Source organism: Nitrosococcus wardiae (assembly GCF_004421105.1).
In the GTDB taxonomy this organism is placed as follows: Bacteria; Pseudomonadota; Gammaproteobacteria; order Nitrosococcales; family Nitrosococcaceae; genus Nitrosococcus; species Nitrosococcus wardiae.
The window spans coordinates 1701201-1723113 of the sequence record NZ_CP038033.1 but is presented as its reverse complement, the minus strand read 5'-3'; the positions used below and the strand labels follow the sequence as shown (position 1 = coordinate 1723113).

Annotated in this window: 16 protein-coding genes; 2 read left to right on the top strand and 14 right to left on the bottom strand. The window is 43.7% G+C overall.

Annotation, left to right across the window (positions count from 1 at the left end; translation table 11 throughout):
* Positions 1-45: 45 nt before the first annotated feature.
* Positions 46-3189, top strand: coding sequence for an exo-rhamnogalacturonan lyase family protein (locus tag E3U44_RS08325; protein ID WP_134357709.1), 3144 nt, complete (start codon positions 46-48; stop codon positions 3187-3189).
* A gap of 161 nt (positions 3190-3350) precedes the next feature.
* On the opposite strand, the gene E3U44_RS08320 is transcribed toward E3U44_RS08325, so the two are convergent.
* The 8 genes from E3U44_RS08320 to E3U44_RS08285 all read right to left on the bottom strand — a co-directional run bounded on the left by E3U44_RS08320 (position 3351) and on the right by E3U44_RS08285 (position 11967).
* Complete coding sequence (locus E3U44_RS08320; RefSeq protein ID WP_134357708.1) at positions 3351-4007, bottom strand: class I SAM-dependent methyltransferase; 657 nt, start codon at positions 4005-4007, stop codon at positions 3351-3353.
* A gap of 608 nt (positions 4008-4615) precedes the next feature.
* Positions 4616-5899 (bottom strand): putative O-glycosylation ligase, exosortase A system-associated, encoded by a 1284-nt coding sequence (locus E3U44_RS08315; protein WP_134357707.1) that lies wholly within the window; start codon positions 5897-5899, stop codon positions 4616-4618.
* A gap of 61 nt (positions 5900-5960) precedes the next feature.
* The gene (locus tag E3U44_RS08310) at positions 5961-6845 is read right to left on the bottom strand and encodes an IS1595 family transposase (RefSeq protein ID WP_134357706.1); all 885 of its coding nucleotides are present in this window, start codon (positions 6843-6845) and stop codon (positions 5961-5963) included.
* A gap of 102 nt (positions 6846-6947) precedes the next feature.
* A complete protein-coding gene (locus tag E3U44_RS08305; protein WP_134357705.1) occupies positions 6948-7769 on the bottom strand; it encodes a class I SAM-dependent methyltransferase in 822 nt (273 codons plus the stop codon).
* 126 nt (positions 7770-7895) lie between these two features.
* Entirely contained in the window at positions 7896-8360 is a 465-nt protein-coding gene (locus tag E3U44_RS08300; RefSeq protein ID WP_420812616.1) for an IS1595 family transposase, read from the bottom strand.
* A gap of 190 nt (positions 8361-8550) precedes the next feature.
* A complete protein-coding gene (locus tag E3U44_RS08295; RefSeq protein WP_166805041.1) occupies positions 8551-9699 on the bottom strand; it encodes a glycosyltransferase in 1149 nt (382 codons plus the stop codon).
* A complete protein-coding gene (locus E3U44_RS08290) occupies positions 9699-10553 on the bottom strand; it encodes a sulfotransferase family protein (RefSeq protein ID WP_166805040.1) in 855 nt (284 codons plus the stop codon). The genes E3U44_RS08295 and E3U44_RS08290 overlap by 1 nt, the downstream gene beginning before the upstream one ends.
* Positions 10554-11043: 490 nt before the next feature.
* A complete protein-coding gene (locus E3U44_RS08285) occupies positions 11044-11967 on the bottom strand; it encodes a class I SAM-dependent methyltransferase (RefSeq protein WP_134357701.1) in 924 nt (307 codons plus the stop codon).
* A gap of 138 nt (positions 11968-12105) precedes the next feature.
* Here E3U44_RS08285 and E3U44_RS08280 point away from each other — a divergent pair, with 138 nt between their 5' ends.
* The gene (locus E3U44_RS08280; RefSeq protein ID WP_134357700.1) at positions 12106-12990 is read left to right on the top strand and encodes an IS1595 family transposase; all 885 of its coding nucleotides are present in this window, start codon (positions 12106-12108) and stop codon (positions 12988-12990) included.
* A gap of 46 nt (positions 12991-13036) precedes the next feature.
* On the opposite strand, the gene E3U44_RS08275 is transcribed toward E3U44_RS08280, so the two are convergent.
* The 6 genes from E3U44_RS08275 to E3U44_RS08250 form a co-directional block, all read right to left on the bottom strand.
* On the bottom strand, positions 13037-15205 hold the full coding sequence (locus tag E3U44_RS08275; RefSeq protein WP_134357699.1) for a sulfatase family protein: 2169 nt from the start codon (positions 15203-15205) through the stop codon (positions 13037-13039).
* Between the two features lie 13 nt (positions 15206-15218).
* Complete coding sequence (locus tag E3U44_RS08270; protein ID WP_134357698.1) at positions 15219-16145, bottom strand: glycosyltransferase family 2 protein; 927 nt, start codon at positions 16143-16145, stop codon at positions 15219-15221.
* 75 nt (positions 16146-16220) lie between these two features.
* A complete protein-coding gene (locus E3U44_RS08265) occupies positions 16221-17144 on the bottom strand; it encodes a glycosyltransferase (RefSeq protein WP_134357697.1) in 924 nt (307 codons plus the stop codon).
* On the bottom strand, positions 17141-18094 hold the full coding sequence (locus tag E3U44_RS08260; RefSeq protein WP_134357696.1) for a glycosyltransferase: 954 nt from the start codon (positions 18092-18094) through the stop codon (positions 17141-17143). Before E3U44_RS08260 ends, E3U44_RS08265 begins: the two co-directional genes overlap by 4 nt.
* A 259-nt stretch (positions 18095-18353) precedes the next feature.
* Positions 18354-19694, bottom strand: coding sequence for a glycosyltransferase (locus E3U44_RS08255; protein WP_134357695.1), 1341 nt, complete (start codon positions 19692-19694; stop codon positions 18354-18356).
* A 9-nt stretch (positions 19695-19703) separates the two neighbouring features.
* A complete protein-coding gene (locus E3U44_RS08250; protein WP_134357694.1) occupies positions 19704-21833 on the bottom strand; it encodes a glycosyltransferase family 2 protein in 2130 nt (709 codons plus the stop codon).
* Between the last annotated feature and the right edge of the window lie 80 nt (positions 21834-21913).

Genomic DNA, 21913 nt, shown 5'->3' with positions numbered 1-21913 from the left:
AAAGATTTACTCTTAACCATCGTTTTCTGAGGCAAGAGGACTAAAGTGCATATCTCACTTAATTTAAGTTTCTTTTTTCTATTGACCATTATCACTTTAGCTTCAGGAGAAAACTCTGCTGCCTCCAACTCTAAGATTCATAAATTAGAGGAAAAATTAGATAGGCTATTGCTAAATTACACGGAATTGCATCCTGAGGTAGTGATATTAAAGCAAAAAATTGCTGATCTTAAGGAGGAAGTACGCCAAAAAAATCGCAGGCTTGAAGAAAACAATGCTAAAGCTCAGCCTAGCCAAACTCCAGCAGTGCATCCATCCCCTAAAAAAACACCACCTCCTACCAGTGACAAAAAACACACTGTAATCTCTAAACCAGACAAAAAAGGGCAACCAGCATTAGCGCGAAGAGAAGACCTCCCACCGCGAAAAATTAATGAAGACACTGATTTGTTTGGAAAAAAGGGCACCTTAAGAGTTCCATTACAAGTGAAAGAAACTGCAGGTGTCGTTGTCAAATCATATCCCATTACTACCGTTGTTCCCCTTCCCCTAGGTCAATACCATAACACCAAAGCATTTAGAATAATTGATTCTGCGGGTGATACTATACCTGCACAGTTCAACATAGTGAATCGTTGGTGGGCTAGAGACAATAGCATTCGTCATCTAATGATTAATTTCCAACCTACAGTAAGTGCTTTTAGCGGTCAGGGAACAGGCATTGCTCGCTATTATTTACAAGACGATAGTGCTGGTAATACTACAAAAACCCCCTTAAAAGTAAAACAAACAAGTAATCTTATTACAGTTATTACTGGACCAATCAAATTTACAGTAGATAAAAAGAAATTCAATATTCTTGATAAGGTTTGGTTCGATCAAAATCAAGATAATAAGTTTGATGATTCAGAAAAAATTATTTATTCAAATCAAAAAAATGGGGGTGTATTTCTAGGTCGTTTACCGGATGATGTTCAACTTGATTCCTCTCGTAATAATGTTGCTTTCGAGATAGAAGAATCTGGCCCCACAAGAGTAGTAATTAGAGCAGAAGCCGTGACAAAATATTTTAATACCAAAAAACACCTTCACGGCTTTGCTGTCAGGATATTTGCTTATGCAAATAAACCTTTTATAAAAATCGATTATCAATTACAAAATTCAGCAAAAAATAAAATCTTCTCCTGGCCTCTATATTTCGAAGCAATGAATATCGATTTTCGATTAAAATTGGACAACAATCCTAAGGTGCGGCTTGGAATAGGTGATGGCTCTATATACGAAAGAACACGAGAGAATGGACTTTATCTAGCACAAGAATCCCATGATAGTTTTAAAGTTTATGATAAAAAAACAAAATCTACTCTCTCCTCTGGAAAAATTGCTGATGGTTTTATCGATGTTAGCGACTCCGAAAAAGGAGTAACTGCGCTGACGCGCTATTTTTGGCAGACTTGGCCCAATGGCTTAGAAATCGACAGCGAAAACAAACTTTCCTTCCAGCTTTTTCCAGAGTGGAGTGCTCAATGGCAACAAAAATTAGCTACTCCACACTTTACAAAAACAGGACTATATTGGCTCGAAGACATGCAACATGTTTACAAAGAAATGTTGCTCTTTTTTCATGGTCCAAATACTGAAAATGAAGAGTTAATTAATTTAGCGAAGACATTTCAGTACCATCCGGTTGCTACTCTTCCTACAGCCTGGTATAAGGCTACCCGTGCTACTCTTGATATGGATGGCTTTATTCCTATTGATAAAAAAACATCGACTATCGACCAACGCCATTATCAATACAAATCATCAAATTTTAACATTGATAAAGCAACGCAATACAATTTCGGATGGGATCAGTTTCTTATTGATATCCATAGAAAATGGGGCGCTTCACAAGGTGGCGGCTGGCCTTACAGTGTAAGCTCTTTCATCGCTAGTGAAAATCCAAGTGATTATTACTTCGCAGAACAATTTGCGATGGGTGAACTTAATGTACGCCCTCAATGGATGGCACAATACAGCTTTGATAAAGATTGGAAATTTCTTCAACTCACGGAAAATCCTTATGCAGGATACAGTTGGAGAAAAATTAATGGAGGTAATTTTAGAAGACATTTTGATGCTCCGTTTATAGAAGGTACGGACATAGACGCAAAGCCAAGAGATGATCAACATGCATGGTTCTATCATATGGAGGAAGCCTATTATTTTACAGGAAACCCCTGGATTAAGGATTGGTATAAATTTGTAGGTGAGTTTAGAAAAACTTTTTTGCACCGTCTTGATCCCTATCCTGATCCTTCAACTCGAGGAACTGCTCATGCCCTAGCTCATGCCTTACAAGCTTATCGAATCACCGGTGATCCGGAATTAATTAATGCATATCAACAGTATATTAATAAATTACGCAAAAATCAGAGCCCAATACACGGCAGTATCAGCCGAATGTGGAATGGCGACTTTAGATCGGATAGAGCTTCCTGGGTTGGTTATTTAGCCCATACTATCATCACTTTTATGAACGAGGTCAAAGGAAAAAACTGGCAAGCTTATGCCGAAGCCTTCAATTTTCTCTCAGGCCTTATGGAATGGAACTATATTTATGGTAACTTTGCTTATCAAGTTAACTCAGATAAAGGACAAAGAGGATCTTCCAGTTACGGAGCACAGAATTTAGCTGATCCTCAAGCCTGGTATTTTTTACATACTGGGAAACAAAAATATCTTGACCACCTAAAAAAGTATGTTAAAGAAGGAATTAATGGAGGAGATAAAGTCTACTCAAATGCTCTTGAATGGAACGGGCAATTTCAAGGTCGCCATGTACAGTTTGTACGGGAATATAAAAAAGCTGATTTAATACCACCTAAAGCTATTTCAGATCTTAAAGCTATTCCTGAAGGTAGAAGAATTACCTTAACTTGGACGCCTCCTCTAGAAGCTGATCGTTATCATATTGTCTGGAGTGATAAGCCAATTTCAGAAGCGCCTACCACAGATAAAAAAATGACAAATTGGTGGGCAGCTAATGCCCTAGGTCCGGATCTTATCCCAACGCCAAATAAAAAGCAAAAAATTACTATTACTACATCAAGATCAATTCATTCCTTTTACGTTGCCATCTTTACTTTTGATAAAAATGATAATATGAGTCCAATGTCTAATGTTGTCTCTGCTAATTTTCATTGACCTTCATAAATTTTATGGATACGGATATTTAACAAAATACACAGATTAGATAATAGCCACAGTAAAGAAGCATATACCACTCTTATTTGAGATTTTTCTGAGATTCCTAAGGTGACAGGCTAATGTCGTGTATGATTTACCAAGAGCTTCCCTTTCCTACTTCAGTCAAACCGGTCCCGCATCAACACACAGCCAAAACCTGGCTTCCCGGGCCGCACCTCTGGGATGATTTCCGCCACATTAACCGCATCTCCTGCCGGGACCGACATCTGCACATATGACCAAACCTGCTGCATCTCTGGATTTAAGGTAATGTCGTCTAGACAAACAAGCTTGGGCCGGAGCAATGTGGAGTAGATCGTATAATTGAACAGGGTCGGCACAAATTTATGGTCGGCATCAATGAATAGGAAGTCAATAGGCTGGCCCCCAAAAAACTCCACAACCTGTTCAATCTGCTTCCGCTGATTGGCGTCCCCTCGGATCTTTTCAATGCCTTTGAAATCCTTCAAATACTTGTCACTTTCCTTCGTCACATCCAACGTCACTATAAGAGTATCTTCATCGCCTTCAAAACCTTGATACATAGCCCGAGTTGACCCTCCACAATGCGTACCTATCTCACAAATCCGACGGAAAGAAAAAAATCTTACTAAGCCAGCCAGCAAGTAGTAGTGTGAGCCAGGAGTATTCTTGATATCTCTTTTATTACCCCAATGAATACGTCCGTAACCTATATCTTCAAGGTTGATGCTCTGACCTATCGCCCAAGCTTCTTCCAAGATTTCAGTGAGGCTCTTATTGTTAAGTTCTCCCATGAATGTTCTCGCTAATGGTCTCTTTCAGTGCAAAAAAGCACATATTAATATTCTGGATAGTCTCGTAATTAAAGATAATCAGGTAATCGGAATCTGATTATTGGGTAAAGGGCCCTATTATCATAGTAAAAAATATCCAATAACGATTAACTATTGTTATTCGTTTTAAAATTCCCTTTTCCCAATGCCTCAAGATAAATCTGCTCCAGTGCTTCGACCGGTCGTACGGTGTGGTTTTTTTTGTCGTAATGTGAAAGTGCATAAGAACAGGAATTCTCAGAAGCTTAGCCGCGATGAGCTCGGGTGGCCTTCAGCCCATGGCACCCCCGTTTATATGATAAGATCCACTTTATGCTTGCGCAAGAATGCAGTGCTACGAACGACGTTAACTAGTAATCTGAAAAGATTACCGTCCCAATCATGTTTCTCACTTCTAACAGTTTCAATTCCCTGCCCCTTGAGCTTTACTTCAAGTGTCCCTGGTTTAGTTAGCACAGCTAAAAGGTTCAAGCCTTCTTTTATCTAGGCGGAATATAAAATTGAGCAAGGCACGGCTTGCACCACCCCAGTCTTCGTGTATCCCTAAGTAATAACAGATACGGGGATACTCATAAGACAGCTCTATTGTCAGGTCTCGGATAATTCCCTATTGGAGTTGAATATTCCGCTGATTCCTCTGCTAACGCCTTATTCAACAGTACCTTGCATATCACTATCAGGGCAATCAAAGTGTAAAAGAAATCGAAGTAAGCCAGCCCGAGGAAACTACCACCTGCAGCGTAGGCAATAAGAGATGCTTGTATCATCGCGGCAAGGTCTCTCATCCAGCGGATATCCTGCCGCTTCCCCACAATTTTTATGATTCGAGACGCACTCCGCCATGTGGTCAACCATAGCACTAGATAGAGCCCAAAACCAATAAACCCCTGCTCCCCCAACACCTCAAACCATATACTATGGGCTTCTACCCCGTGTTCAACATAGACCTCGAAACCTCCTCCTGTAAGAGGCTCAGAAAGCGCCTTATAATAGCCAAAAGACCAGGCATCAATTCGCTGTCTGGCTGAGGCATCCTGCTGTGCAGTTTGCTCCGGTGTAGTTAGCATCTCCATACGCTCTTTCCACTGGGCTGGCATGAAATAAAAAGCCAATGCCAACACCACCGCACCGAAGACAGCAAATAGTGCTGCTCCTCGGGTCTTCAAGGTCAACATTGCACCCATTGTCAACAGGCCAAGCAACCCACCGCGGGATTGTGTTCCTACTACCGCAAATACCGTTAACCCTATAGCCAAGGTAAAGGCCATACGGGCACTAGGATTTTGTGTCTGAAGCTGAAGATAACGCATTAACGGTATAACCATGTTCAGCGCTAGTGCGATTGCACCACGGGTTTCGATAAAAGATTGTGGCGGACCTAAAACCCTGGAAGAGCCGCCAGTGAAGATAGTGAAGAGCCCTCCCTTTACCCCATAAAAGCCAATCGACAACACAATTACCCAGACCAACAGAGTAATTCTCTGCTTGTCAGTAATCAACATCAGAGTAAGGAATACTATCAGCTGGATCTTCCAGACCTTGTCCCACTGCTCCCAGGCCAAATATGAGAATTGGGCATCAATGGTGGAGACAAGCATCCATAGAGTAAACAGCAAAAGCACCACTGTTTCTCTGGTCCATGGTATTCGCTTTGGCTCTTTCGACAAAAGAATGCTTAGAAACAGTGTCATTGCAACGACTTGCGCAAAAGGAAAGTCGTATGCAAATCCCCATGCAAGCCGGTGCGGATTCATGTAACCAATCCACGACAATACCAGGATTCCAACCCAAGGTCGGGCAAGGATAAAGGGTAACGTGCCGAAAACAGCTAAAAAAACAGCAAGGTCTCTCATGCTGCTTTAATCATCTAAAAAGCTTGTATATAAAACAAAATGCCTCTCACGAATTTTCAGCCTAGGATAATGGTATCGGGGCATGATCGACGCAGAGGTTGAGTAACCGGGAAGGAAGTTGAGGTCCCCAAAATCGGCGGTTAAAACGGTAATAAAACTCATTGAGGTACGCTTGCCAATAAGCTTTGGAAACGCCATGGTCAGTCCCCAGGATAAATCGCTTAAGGTTGGCGATAGCTACATGGACCCAGGGCAGCCACTGACTGGCCTGCTCGGGCGGGGTAACCCGTGGGCAGTGAATGTGGCAGTCCTGCAAGCGGCCAAGGGCCGGCAAGGCATCGGTAAAGACGGTGTGTTGTGGCCTCAATCGACGTTGGGCAAAGTCAGCGACGTGGGGGTGGGTCACCTGGCTCACCGCCTCCATCGCCAGAAAGCCCGCGCGCTCACCCCGGTCCTCACAGGCCACCCAAATGGGGGGTTTTCTTTCGGCGCCCCGGCCGCGCTTTCCCGCACGTTGGCCCCCGACCAGGGCATCATCGAGTTCCCACCACTCGCTCAGCCAATAGAGGCTATCACGATGCCCCATGGCGAGACGCCACTTGCGCAGCATCCGGTGGGCCGTGGGCCAGGAGATCGCCAGCAGCTTAGACAAACGCAAGGTCGAAATCCCCCCTTTGTCCGAACTTATCCAGTCAATCGCCCAAAACCATTTCCTCAAGGGAACCTTCGTGGAATGAAAAATCGTTCCAGCGGTCACCGACACCGGGTGGCGGCAGCCTGCACATGGATACAAAGAGCGGAGGGTAATCAAGTGCGCCTTATCATGGCCGCACTGCGGGCAAATAAACCCGTTTGGCCATCGTCGTTCGGCCAGAAATTGTGCGCACGCTTCATCGCTGGGAAAACGGATTTGCCACTCAAAAAAACTCATGGCCTCAGCCTTCATCACTGTCTCCGCTTTTTGCCATGGTCTCAACTCATTAGACAGAAAGGGCTGAGAATTGTTTAGAGGCATCTTAATATATAATAATTGAATATTAGGGTATGGTTAAAGAAAGAAATCGATCAAATCGCTATCCGCTTGCTTTGAGCTGTAGTTTTTATCTGCCCTCTTGACGCCTTTAGCTAGCAATACGGTTCGCTTGATATGAGGCTTTTCTTTGTTGAGTATTTTTTTTATAAAGCTTTTAAGCTTATACCAATTGGAATTTAAATAAGAAGGATCGGTTCCGCTAAATTCATCGATTATATCGAAAAGCGAGCATTCCACCCATTCCCTTAAGCAGCGCCCCGAGGGTACCCACCAGTTGCTTCGATGCCAACTTCCAAAATAATTGTCTTTGTTTTCAATTTCTTTATAGAGAAATCCGGCAATAGGTTTGGAATCGTCATTGATAATTGGGCCTTCTATGATGACATGGCCGCCGGTTTTGAGTATTTTTCTTATTTTAGAGAGGGCGAGAAGCGGGTTTTTCAAATGATAATAAACACCACAAAATATAATAACATCGAAATCGGTAATGCCTAATTTTTCTATATCGTATACATCAACATCGGGATTGTATATGGCCTTGGATTGTAAAGTATCATGTGCGAATCGATACGCCGGGGTGCACCAATAGTTGTCGTGTATTAGATAATCAATAGAATAAACTTCCGATGCCCCTCTTTTTTCTGCTTCGAACGACCAAAGGCCATTGCATGTTCCTATGTCCAATACTTTTTTTTCTTCAAAATTGATTTTATCGAAGGCTTTTTCTATATGCGGGTTTCGAGGCCATTTTCCAGGGGTAATAATACCGTTCTCCAGGTCAATGGAGTGCATCCATTCGAATTTTTTGACTTCTTCTTCGAGCTGCTCTTTGTTCATGCTCTAAATTCCTTGGGCAATAGCTATAATGGTTAAAACCTGTGGGCAAGAGATTATCTTGAGGTCATCGTTATGACGGATGTTCCCGGAGCGGAGTCAATGGAAGTCATTATTAACCTATTGATACTAAGCGGCTTTTCGGCGTGAAGTAAGCTTTTTCTTATGACTGGCCTGCTCGGGCGGGGTAACCCGTGGGCAGTGAATGTGGCAGTCCTGCAAGCGGCCAAGGGCCGGCAAGGCATCGGTAAAGACGGTGTGTTGTGGCCTCAATCGACGTTGGGCAAAGTCAGCGACGTGGGGGTGGGTCACCTGGCTCACCGCCTCCATCGCCAGAAAGCCCGCGCGCTCGCCCCGGTCCTCACAGGCCACCCAAATGGGGGGTTTTCCTTCGGCGCCCCGACCGCGCTTTCCCGCACGTTGGCCCCCGACCAGGGCATCATCGAGTTCCCACCACTCGCCCAACCGATAAAGGCTATCACGATGCCCCATGGCGAGACGCCACTTGCGCAACATCCGGTGGGCCGTGGGCCAGGAGATCGCCAGCAGCTTGGACAAACGCAAGGCCGAAATCCCCCCTTTGTCCGAACTTATCCAGTCAATCCGCCCAACACCATTTCCTCAAGGGAACCTTCGTGGAGAGGGCTGAGAATTGTTTAGAGGCGTTAAAACAATGATATTGACCATCCCTACATAGCGATAAAAAAATTTTATGAACTACCTTTATTTATTAAAATTTCAAGGACAGCATGAAACGCGACCCAGTACTCCCTGAGAGGTAAACCTATTTACCACGACTAAAACAGCCATCATATAGCAGTTCATAACTGGCTACCATTGCATCGGCAGTAAAGTACTTTTCAAATCGTTCGCGGGCTATTTGCCCCATTCGGCGGGTCGCCTCTTTATCAGCAAGAATATGAGTAATAGCTTTCGCGAGGGCATGAGGGTTATCGGAAGGTACGAGTAAACCGTTAATCCCATGCTCTACTACTTCACTGTTGCCTCCTACATCTGTAGCAACAATTGGCTTACCAACGGCACACGCCTCGATAAGGGTAAGCGATAAACCTTCATTGTATGACGGTAAAACAAAAACATCTAGAATGCTGAGCAACTCAGGCACATCAGAACGGGCTCCCAAAAATTTTACCGTTTCTCCTAATCTAAGTTCTTGCGCTTGCTGCTCAAGTTCAAGCCGAAGTGGACCATCACCTATTACTAGTAACATGGCCCCTGGTACCCGCTGAGAGACAGTCACCATTGCCTTTAGTAAGCTGGCGTGGTTTTTGATAGGATCTAGCCGGGCAACAACTCCCACAATAGGGTCATCCGGTTTCAAGCCGAGAGTAGCTAACATCTCCCTCCGTTTGTCATGACATACCCAGCTATTAAACTTATCTGCGTCTATCCCATTATAGATAAGCTTGATGCGGCTACTGTCAAACCCCTCTTCCGAAGTAAGGTATGTTTTACCTCTTTCTGCGACGGCGACGACCTCATTGACTAGCGCTGATAGCCATCGGTTGGCCAGTTTGACTTTCCAGCTAGAGGAAAAATCGCGACCATGTTCCGTGTAAATAATAGCCGGCGTCCGTGCAATTCGTCCCGCTAGTGTACCGTAAAAAAGTGCCGTAGGATTATGAAGATGTAAAATGTCAATTTTTTTTCTTCGCAAGAAGCGAGCAAGACGGAGGGGATAAGAAAGATCGAGGCCTGGTTTACGAGGGAGAAAATCTACTGGGATATCTTTGGCGGTAAGTTGTACAACGAGTGCTCCAAGCACATCAAAACAACATACAGCAGGTTTAAATCGCACCGGGTCCAGCCGTTCTACGAGGGTTATCACCATCTGCTCCAACCCGCCGATCTCTAAACCCTGGACAAGCTGCAAGATCCGGATAGGCCTTGCTAATGGCTGGGCCCTTAACATCAGACAGTATAGCCCAGCTTTTCTAATGTCGGACCTGCAATTTCTCGAGCCTCTGCTAATTCCTCTTGAGGCCATGATCGGTAATTGTTCAAGCTTGGTTTGAATTGTTTAGTTTCTACCACTTTGTGGTCCTGCAAACCGAAATCATGTGGCTGATTCGAGAAGTTCAGAACATCTGATTCCCATTGCTCCCCCAAAAATTTGAATAAAGGCTTAAGGTAATATTCCGGTTCCGTCACATACTGTTCGTAATACACGCGGAAGCATTGCTCATGATGGGCATCTTCAAAGGCAAGCATCTTCTCGCATTGATCTCTCCAATAGCGCACAAAAGCAAGCCGCGGTGAGCGCTCGTACTCTTCTGTGTAGCGAATTGCAGGCCCTGCTAACTCATTGGCTCCATGAACCGTAGCCAAAGAGGCAGCAACATCCAATCCATGCCGATAGAGCATAATGTACTGAGTATCCACTCCAAATACCGCATCAATGAAATTAAGGCTGTCAATATAGGAAGGCGTCTTATCAAACCAGCGTCTCTTCCCTTTCGCACGTGTGTAGTCGTCAAGCATGCTTCCAGCGAAACGGCGCAAACGTTGGCGGAGTATTTCTTCGTCTACACCGACACCCTGTAAACCTTTTCTATTCCATTCCACATCCCAAAATTCTGAAAGGGTAGTTAAAAAGTTTGTCTCCGGAGGGACCGCAATATTAGGATGGCTGTCTAGAATAAAGCGCAAAAGGGTTGTTCCCGATCGGTAAACCCCAATTAAAAATCCTGGTCTACATGGGTTGTCTTCAGATGCATTAACAACGCGAACAATAGTCCTCTCCTTAACTGGAGGAGTCTCGACCATTCGTCGAATCCTTTGCCACACGCGGTTCACTAGATTAGTTATTTGTTGACGTTCCATCACTTTGAATTTATGGTGGTGACCCAATCTGTAATAGTAATATATCCAAGAAGTAACAGCGATGGATAGATAATCTTACACGAGATTAATACCATTAACTCGCCATGTGGTGATAAACAGGAGGTTTCCTACGCTTTTGGAGCAATAATTCCGGGCACAGTGCAAGCTGCTGCTATACTTAGCAGGGTTCAAAAAGGATTGTTTAAGGAATATTTTGCTCCTCGAAATATTGATATCTTTTACAAGTAGCTGTTTTAAGCACTTTCTGGAGTTGGGAAACATAGTGCTTTTGTAGCAGGGGCTTTTCAACAGCTTTTGAGCATTATAAAAGGATAGCGCTCTATGGGCCTAACCCCTTCAAGCAGAAGTCATTACATGAGATACGGCATAAATAGGCTAATTCACAACTAAGCCTCTACATCTATAATTCTGCTTAGTGAGTTTTCACAGCAAACCAAAATCCATTACCACAACCTATGCCTTTCGGCAGACCAATTTTATCCCAAAACGAATCAACATGACTACTCAAATACTCATCGTTACTAATAAACTTACAAGGCAGAATCACTTCGTACCTACCGCTATCCGCTAGAAGAAGGGTACCCAACAAATATTGCTCAGAGTAATATCTACATCTCCATTTTAAAGGATAGTCATAAGGTAAATAAATATCATCTATATATACTAGAACACCAGGCTTTAATATTGGAAGTATTTCAAGAAAAAAAACAGTGACATCCGAATTTTGAAAGCACCGATGAGAACCATCGATCATTAAAATATCACCACTATTTAAATAGTTAAATAGTGTTATATCTATGTCTTCTAAAGGCTTACGTAGAACCTCATCGCAGAGACTATCGATTTCTGCCCTGGGATGAGGATCAACAGAAACAATTTTTGTTTTAAGGTTATTCTGCTGAATTGCTTTTCTAACGAATTTAGTAGAATTACCAGAGCCGATCTCTATATACAATTTTGAATCCAATAAACAGGGAAAACAATAGAGAGCAGCTGCCTCTATTCCTCCTATCCATCCATTTCTCCAAAATGGCTCGAAAGAATTTATAGGTTGTTCCATTGAAATACTACATAGATACTCCCTATATAAAGCAAATTTATTTATTGTCTCTTCATATTTTAAGCTATTATTTTTTAACAGCTCATATAGTAACTTATGTGGTGGGTTACCATGTCCATATCGAGGCATGGGATTTATAGGGTAATCTATATAGATAGGATATTGGCCAGCATTAAGCTCCCAACGCAGTTGGCGGGCAGCATAGAGCCACTGAATGAAATTAGATTTCTCAGATAACCTTTTAAACGCTCGCGAATTAAATAATTTACTAAACATATTCCCTTCTCTTCGAGAGAGATATCTCGCTAGGATTTTTTAAATAGCAATTTATTTACTCTCTTATAAATGCCTCTAAACAATTCTCAGCCCTTTCTGTCTAATGAGTTGAGACCATGGCAAAAAGCGGAGACAGTGATGAAGGCTGAGGCCATGAGTTTTTTTGAGTGGCAACCCCGTTTTCCCAGCGATGAAGCGTGCGCACAATTTCTGGCCGAACGACGATGGCCAAACGGGTTTATTTGCCCGCAGTGCGGCCATGATAAGGCGCACTTGATTACCCTCCGCTCTTTGTATCCATGTGCAGGCTGCCGCCACCCGGTGTCGGTGACCGCTGGAACGATTTTTCATTCCACGAAGGTTCCCTTGAGGAAATGGTTTTGGGCGATTGACTGGATAAGTTCGGACAAAGGGGGGATTTCGACCTTGCGTTTGTCTAAGCTGCTGGCGATCTCCTGGCCCACGGCCCACCGGATGCTGCGCAAGTGGCGTCTCGCCATGGGGCATCGTGATAGCCTCTATTGGCTGAGCGAGTGGTGGGAACTCGATGATGCCCTGGTCGGGGGCCAACGTGCGGGAAAGCGCGGCCGGGGCGCCGAAAGAAAACCCCCCATTTGGGTGGCCTGTGAGGACCGGGGTGAGCGCGCGGGCTTTCTGGCGATGGAGGCGGTGAGCCAGGTGACCCACCCCCACGTCGCTGACTTTGCCCAACGTCGATTGAGGCCACAACACACCGTCTTTACCGATGCCTTGCCGGCCCTTGGCCGCTTGCAGGACTGCCACATTCACTGCCCACGGGTTACCCCGCCCGAGCAGGCCAGTCAGTGGCTGCCCTGGGTCCATGTAGCTATCGCCAACCTTAAGCGATTTATCCTGGGGACTGACCATGGCGTTTCCAAAGCTTATTGGCAAGCGTACCTCAATGAGTTTTATTACCGTTTTAACCGCCGATTTTGGGGACCTCAACTTCCTTCCCGGTTACTCAACCTCTGCGTCGATCATGCCCCGATACCATTATCCTAGGCTGAAAATTCGTGAGAGGCGTCCTCTAGGTATATGAAATATAATCTTAAACATGACCAGACATCATTTGGGAAGCCTGCGAGTGAGAAGCCTGCGAGCAAACATTTAAATTAGCTTTATCTTGCCATCTTCTATAGACCGGATCTTCGAGCATCCATGCTATCAGCCGCTGTTTAAGATCCTCTGCAATTTCCGGGTATTGATCATAAACATTCTGGCGACAGTCAGGATCGGATATCAGATTAAAAAGTTTAAAAAGAGCACCACTTGTGAGTGGTTGATAAGTCAGCTTCCATGGCCCCATACGAACCATACGATCCTTGGCTATAATAATTAAGTCGCGAAACTCTGGCTTGATCGCTAATGTACCGCTTTGCTTGTCCGGTACCTCTAGTAGCTCCATAAGATGAGGATAACGAAGGTGATCTTTTGGCATACATGGGAGATCGGTAAGCCATACACCAGTTTCGTTGAATGCTGGAAGTGTAGGAATATTAACCATTCCCTCAATGAAGGGCACTAGAGAAACACCATCCATACTACCTGGATTTTTAATCTCTGCTAGATCGAGTAAGGTGGGCACCAAATCTACAGAGCGGACAACTTCGGGAATCACCTTGCCTCCCTTCTTACGGGGATCAACCATGATAAATGGTACCTTTGAACTTAAGTCACTGAATATACTGTTGCCCTGTCCCCAAGTCTCATGCTCAAAAAATTCCATTCCATGATCGCTATAAATCACTACAATTGTATTTTCTTTCAACCCACAATCATGGAGATGATCGAGAATACACTTCACTTCATCGTCAAAGCTTTTGACACAACCATCATACAAATCAATGATCTGATCGAGATCAAACTCCTCTCTAGCTTCTCCCTGCCGTTGAATAATCTCGAATGGATCAGTTAGTCGTGCCATAACAAACTTTGATTCCCCCTTATATGCTCGATCAGAAAATAGCGTGTAGTAGGGATATTCTGATCCAAATGGTGGGTGTGTCGCAGCAATAAAGATATTGAGAAAGAAAGGTTTGTCATCATCCGCAAATTCACTAAGCATTTCTCTCGCATCGCGGCCAACTTTCCTTGTGAGTGGGACACCAGCAAGGTAGTAAATTTCAGGCAAGAAAATTTTGCCTAGGGGGTTATGAACAAACAAAGATAAGAACAATCGGATATCTTTTGGTCCTTGACGAAGCAAATATTTAATATTCCATTGGTCGGTAGGAAGATCGAGACGCTCAAAACCAAGTAAAAACTTACCAAGGTCGCCTCCTGTCCAATCACTGATGGCACCAGTGCGATAGCCCGCATTAATCAGAAGCCGAGGGAGACCTTCTGCTGGAATCCAAGTTTCTTCATCGCTTATAAAGTTATCGCGAACACCATAGCGATGCGGCCACATGCCTGTCATCCACGAAATTAAACTAGGCGCCGTTCGTGCACAAGGAACGTAGCAATTGGTAAATTGATATCCCTTTTTAGCAAATTGATCAATAGTGGGAGTCAATGATCGGCAATAATTAGCCACGCCAAGTCGATCAGATCGTAAGGTATCACAGCCAATCATGACAATATTGGGACGTTCTGCCTCCGAGTTTCTTCTTCTTAATTCCTCGGACTCTAGTCTTCTTTGTTCTGACCACCTAATCAACCCCATAGAAAATATAATTGTCGCAGATCCAACTAACAAGGAATATTGGAATAGACTCCCCACTTTGTAGATAGATATAGCTATCAAAGTAGTGCTTATAAGGAGAACAGAATTTAAGAGAATACGCAGGCGATAAGGACTCAACAGCCGCCATAGCGGGTATAACCTACTTAACCGATAGTGATAGGAAGCAGCAATCACCGCAGGGGAATATAACAATACAAATAGAAAACGACCAGCAACGATGACAATTAAGCTAATGAACGCCGCACTACATGCAGACAATAAATCAAACCGCAAATTAAAAAGCATGCTAGCACAGCCATATAGTAGCACTCCACTACTTGCTATAAAAAAAGACAATAACCAGGACCATAGACCAAGGCGTCCTAAGGAAAACAAAGAATATCGAGCATAGTAATTAAGAACTTCTGTTTTAAGTTGGGGACCAGTACGGGAGAAATCATTCAATGACTTGAGTAGAAGCAGCAATGTCCATGCTGCGGACGATAGCAAAGCAGCTATAACGCCTGTGGATATTGCTTCGGTTACTTCCATTGAATACCTACTTTTATATTTTCCGGTTTAGAGCACCACTAACTTCACCCAAGACTGCAGCAAGGCGGACTAAGTAAAAGCGTGTTCGTGCCCAACTGAGCGAAAAAATACATTGAAGAAAGTATGTAAAAAGCTTACGCCATAAATAAAGCGGCACCCCAGAGGATTTATCATTCCGCGCCTGCATACCAGTACATGAGCGTTGATAACTCTTGCGTAGTAAATAGGGAAGACTCAACCGTTCTTGATCAACAAAATGATATTGAATAATCTCTGGCACATAGACAAGAAGCTCACCCTTCTCCCGTGCACGTAAGACGAAGTCGATGTCTTCTCCACCACGCAAATTATGCCCATAAGGGCCAAGCTCTGTGGAAAAACTCCCTATACGTGAGAAGACTTCACGCCTTATAATTAGATTCCCCCCTCCTGGTACCGGACCATCATCTAGGATATGAAATGAATTCTCGCCATGATCGAATCGGGGCACCGGCAAAGGATAAATACGATAAGGACCGTTATCATGTACCCATTTTGGCTCTCGACCACGCCAGTCTGGCATAATACGCCCACAAAATAGTGTTGCTTCTGGAAACATATGAGCCGCATTACAAATTTCTACCAAATAATGAGTATCCACTCGGTGATCATCGTCTACAAAGGCTATCCAACTACCAGATAGCAAAGGAATAGCACAATTCAACGCATGAGATTTTCCAGGAGTAGGTTCGGCAACCCAATCAAGCGGCAGCCAGCCATTACACGATGCTACTCTAATGTACTCATTAAGAAAATGGTGGGTATCATCTGTACAAGCATTAGCTACCACCAACAAGCTAATGTGACAATTTGCAGGACGGTATGCCCGATTGATCGAGGCTAATGTTTTGTTAAGCAGTGCTACCCGGTTGTGGGTACAAATCAAAATAGTAAAATGCATTCCCACATGATGCTCTCCATGGAAGAAACGCCAACTCCTCCCATTTAATAAGTTGGCAAATAGAAGCTGGCCACTTCATCTCTGGCGACGCATAAAACCATAGATCGCTCCCAAAGCATGAGTAGCGTTCATTGCCTGGCGCAATGCACCGGAGTTACCTGTAAGATACATATTTAATGTACGGCTTATATGCTTTAGGGCATGCCTTATCATAAAAGGCGGCACATTCAAAATTCTATGCTGGTATTCTTGCATTTCATAATGGCCAAACTTTACTCCAACGTAATAATGGAATTTTAGAAAATAACTTCGCTTTAATTTCCAAGGCTCTACAAAGTGCTCAACTGCCATATCAGGACGATAGCGGATTCGTGCCCCTCTAGATAGTAAAGCTTTAAACATAATGGCATCTTCACCACCGCCAGTAGTTTTGCCTTCTCGATTATAGCGAAAATCAAATCTAAGAGAGGGAAAAGATCGAAATAGCGACATACGGTAAGCAATATTGGCAGTCCAAATGGGAGTTGAAGTATTGGTAATCCAAAAAGGTTGAGAGCCATAATTAATTTCAGCAAGAAAACCAAGCAAATCGTCTGTCAACCAATGTGGTCTTGGATGGGGATCAAATTTTACTTTAACTTGCCCTCCCACACAATCTGCACCTTCCCGTTCCAGGGCATCAACTGCGGCTCTCAAGAATCCTGGCAATGGTATCTCATCATCATCAATAAATACTAAGTAATCGCTCTCAGCAGATTCTTCAATAGCCCGGTTTCTGGCAAAGACGATACCCTGCTGCATCTCGCGCAAGAATCGCAAGTTTACTCCTTCCTCCTGGGCTAGGCTAACCAGCACTTGTGGTGTATCGTCCGTACTATTATTATCTACAACCAGAATTTCAAAAGGCACTTGGCAAGATTGACTTCTAAGAGCCTTTATCAAGTTAGGTAAATACTCTGATCGATTGTAAGTGCATACTGCAGCTATAAGTAGACTCATGGCGCAGATCCGTCTTCGCGTTCTAGAAAGCCGATTAACGAAGTGTACCAGGTCAAAGGAAACCAGGCAGGAAGCATGTATTTCCAATCGCGTAACGAGCCGTAACCTCGTTTCATGACCATTCGAAAAATAGTATGCGCAGCTTGGAGGTCCCTCCGCCAATAGCAAGCATAACCTTCCTCTAGTAATTTACCATCAGCCAATTCACGGATACGGCATTTTCCAAGTTGGGTCAAAACTTCAGGGTGCTCCCGCAAAAAAGTTTGTTTCACCGACCACCGGCTGAGAGCAGTTCCAGCAACATCCTTAGTCGCCTGGGGCCCGGAATGAAAATGATAAAAGGCCAGCACTTCAGGTACACAAACAATTTTACTGAACGTGGCAATCCGTAACCAAAGAAGATAATCTTCAGAGGTAGAGAAACGTTCGTCAAATTGACCTGCTGCAAGAATCTCTTCTTTCTTAGTAAGCGTGGCGTGAATTGGCCAGCGACAGCCTTCAAGTAAAATTTCCGCCTTATTGTGTACTTCATAATCAGGAGGGACAAAAGGTTCTCCACGGTGGCCCGGCAACCCCACGTTTTGCCAACCACAGTAAGCTAACGCTGCTTGAGGCTCGCCTTGCAATGCCATGTATAACTGGTTCAAACAATCGGGATGCCAGGTGTCATCGACATCAAGAAAAGCAATATATTCACCGCTTGCGAGAGCCAGACCCCGATTGCGTGCGGCACAGACACCTTGGCTTTGCTGAGAAATGACTTTTAGCCGAGGATCATTAATTTCTGCAAGAATTTCTAAACTATTATCGGTAGAGCCATCGTTAATCACAATAAGCTCAACATTCTGGTAATGCTGCTCTAAGACGCTACTTACTGCTCTCTTAAGATAGCAAGCGCCATTGTAGCAGGGCATTATTACAGAAATAAGATGACCCACCGTATTAGACATGACCATATTGCCTTACTTTCCCAGAAGCAATCTCATAAACAGTACTTATCAGAAGCAGATACAACTACAGTGGATGAATGTAGATTGGTGTCATATGCTCCTCTACCGAGCAACGGCTCAGGGACTTCGCCGCTAAAGCCTTTAGCTCGTATCTTGCACTAAACACTAAACAAAGTATCTTCGTCGAGCTAAGCAAACATTCAGCACACAGCGATTTGAACTTTGAAATAATCTCTTGGAAAAGGGATAAAATAGTAATTTAAATTAATTTTTCTTTTAACTTATGTAATAGAATCGAGCCTTTATTTAATAATACTCTTGCATATCTGTACCTCCAGCTAGGGCGATCTAATTCAACAATGCGTGATCGAGCTAGAGTAATTTGATGGAGCAATCCATGAATAGCTGCAAGAGCACCAAAATCAACCCGAGAAGGACCGTCTAGTATTGCCTGCTGGGCTATTTCAATAAATTTTTGTGCATAAAGACGATTAGAAAAACGCTGGTGAACAGCTAAACGCCCAGCTGCCCCTAGCCTTAAAGCCAAACTCGAATCTTTTAGTACTTGTAATATAGCAAAAGCAGTAGCTTCTATATCTCCAGGGGGTACCAGTATCCCATCTACTTCATTGCGGATACATTCGCGCAATCCCACACAAGCCATTGCTACGACTGGCCTTTCCAGAGCCATCGCCTCAAGGGCAGCAAGCCCTTGTCCTTCATAAGCGGCAGTAGACAAAAAAGCATCGCTTTGTTTCAAGAGCTGGGGCACATCCTGCCTTGCACCCAAAAGAAAGACCCGATCCGATAGTTTTGCTGTTTGAATTTGATTCTCTAATGCAGCAGCCAATTGCTTATCTTGCTGAGGCCCAACAATAGCAAAAAAAACATCCGCGCGTTGCTTGAGTACACTTTCAGCCACATGCACGAAGGCAGAAAAGTTTTTCTGTTCAGAGATACGACCCACCCCTAATATTAACTTTGCATTTTCTGGCAAGTCGAGTTCTTGATAAATATCTGTTCCCTTCTTATTAGAACGCTCAATTAGTTCCTCAACATCAATACCATTGTAAACGGTTTGTATTAATTCCGGCCGCAAATAACCTGCTAGTGATTCACGCACGTCATCGGAAACGGCAATAACTTGACTGCCTAATCCCCCAAGAATCCATGCATACCCTTCCTCACCAATCAAGTCTTTATAGCGCTGGAAGTCAACTTCAAATGGCGCATGAATATGCCAAATCACGGGAACGCCAACTCGGGCCGAGGCAATAGCACCATCCAACAAATGTCCAGTATTTAAATGAACAACATCAAATTTTTCCGTTCTAAGTAATGCTTCTAATTTATTAATACGTTCGTCGGCATTACTCAAAAAACGTATTTGTGCTCGCCACACCGAACTTCCACAGCAATGTAAGGGGAGAACATGGTAAGGAAAATTCTCTTTTTCTAGTTCCCTTGTAACATCACCCAGTGAAGGGATCACGGCATGAGAATGAACTCCCAATGGACGCAGTGCCTTCAATAAAGTGAGAGATGTCCTCTCTACTCCATTATCAATATTATAATTATGGAATATGTGTAGGATCTTCATTCCATTCTACTATTCTAGAGTTATTATTTTTTTATCGGAGTAGATATGCATGCTACGCATTAGCTTGTTTATAGCTCTTTCCATATAGTTACTTATAATAATGATCGAGGCCTGAAATGCCATTATCGGCTGGCCCTCATTCCACAAGCTCTGTACAAATTTCCACTTCTGGCGGCATATTAAATATCGGTAAAGAGGCGAACGCACAGCATTTTTCACATATTTCATGAAAAAGTTTTCGATAATCTGTTGGTTTCGTCGGCAGATGACCAATCCCCCAGCGACCCAGCTAGAAGAAAGCTGGTTCTCGATTTGGGCAATCTGATCATTAGTCAAATTCTCCCAATATTCTTCAGCCGGCAGCGCTCCTAACCCAAAATCGAAATACCATTCAATAAGACCCGATCTCATCGTTTGCAACACTCGATTTTCTAATGTAATCTCAGGAATAAACTGAGAATTACGGACCTGAAGCACAATAAACTTCCGTCTTACTGCAAGCTCCATTGCTAACGCTAGCGGGGCTTGCTCTCCCACTTCATTCAAAGGTACACACACATTTTGGAGTAGAGAGCGTTCGTTAATAAACCCGCTTAGATATATCTTTCGATGACCAATCAATGTAGTCTTTGACCACTTAGGAGAAGGTGCAGGGTCAAAAATAGGCTTCCCTTTATAAAGGGCTTCCGGAAAAAATTCCGTTGCCGGGGCGAAAACAGCCTTTATTTGCTCATTCTGGCTTAGTGCTGACAATCCCTCGCCAATAAAATTAGGATCAAAACGGCAGCTTTCTTCAAGATAGGCTAAATAACGACCCTTTGATGCTACCAAAGCCTCTTGCCAAGGACACTGGTAAGAGGATGTCTGCGAATAAAGCAAGCGAAGACAAATTCCTGTAGGTGCAGGGGGCAAATCGATAACGAGTTTCTGTCCACAATCAGCAAATACTAATATCTCAGCTTTTCCAGATAGAGCATTGAATACACTTGAAAGGCGCTCTAGCAAGTCCTCTTGAGAACTTCCAATGGGAATTAAAACGCTAAGCAGCCCTTTCTCTCCAGGCTTGCCGCCCCTCAGGTCCCAAGAATATGAAACAGGAGAACTATGCCTTGCAGCTTTTTTGCTAACCAGTTCCGACAACCAAGGAAAGTTATTTTGTAGCAGATTATCTGCCAACTGAGAAACATTGGCAGCTTCATTATTAAGCCACTCAATGGCATTAAATTCTAAGCCCCCTGCGGTATCATTCTCGGAGAGCGCGCGCCAATGTTGCATTAAAGGATTAGGTGAATGGTTAGGGAGTACTTTCCTTATTCTTTTATCAAAGCATGTGCCTGCAGGAAAAGCCTTGACCACTGTAGTTGCAATCATTGCAGCCCGGTGTGGTTCTTTTTGTTGTATTAACTGAAATGCATGACGGCGTACTAAATCGGCAGATAAAGTTTGCGCCTTTGCCTTGCCCCGGGTGGTTCCAGTAGGATTTAGCCGCCAGCGGAATAGCACCTGGGGAAGATTCGAAAGTTTAAACCCGGATAGGATAAGACGAAGAAAAACATCATAATCTGGAACCAAACACGCCCGATCCTCTGTATACCCCCCCGCCGCAAGAAGGGCATCCCTACGGATCATAATAGTGGGATGATGCAGACAGAAAAAAGCAAACATCAGCACTTCCACTAACTCAGGTTTAGTCGGGTGAGTATCTAGGCCTACAATCTGTCCTTTGGTGTCGATCATCAACCATTGGCTGCCAACGCCTGCTATATCAGGATGAGACTCAAGAAAATCAGCTTGGGCCTTCAAACGCGCAGGTTCTGCGATATCATCGGAATCCATAATGGCAATATATCTTCCATGGCACTCTACTAACCCCCGATTTGTGGCTGCGCCAATCCCCCTATTCTCTGTTTCTATAGCCCGGATCCGAAGATCTTGACGAGCAAATTCCCTTATTAATTCTGTAGTGCCGTCAGTGCTACCATCATTTACAATAATAAACTCAAATTCCTGAAAGGTTTGTTTGAGAATACTTTTAATAGCATCAGAAATATAAGGGGCACTGTTGTAGGCTATCATTAAAACGCTTACAGAAGGACATCCTAATGTCTGATAATGATCCTCCTTTGGAAGCTGATTCATTGAATAAACGGAAAAGAATTAAGTTTTAAGAAACCTTATTTTCTCAACAACATTCCTGTAAAAACTATCGTACATTCTAT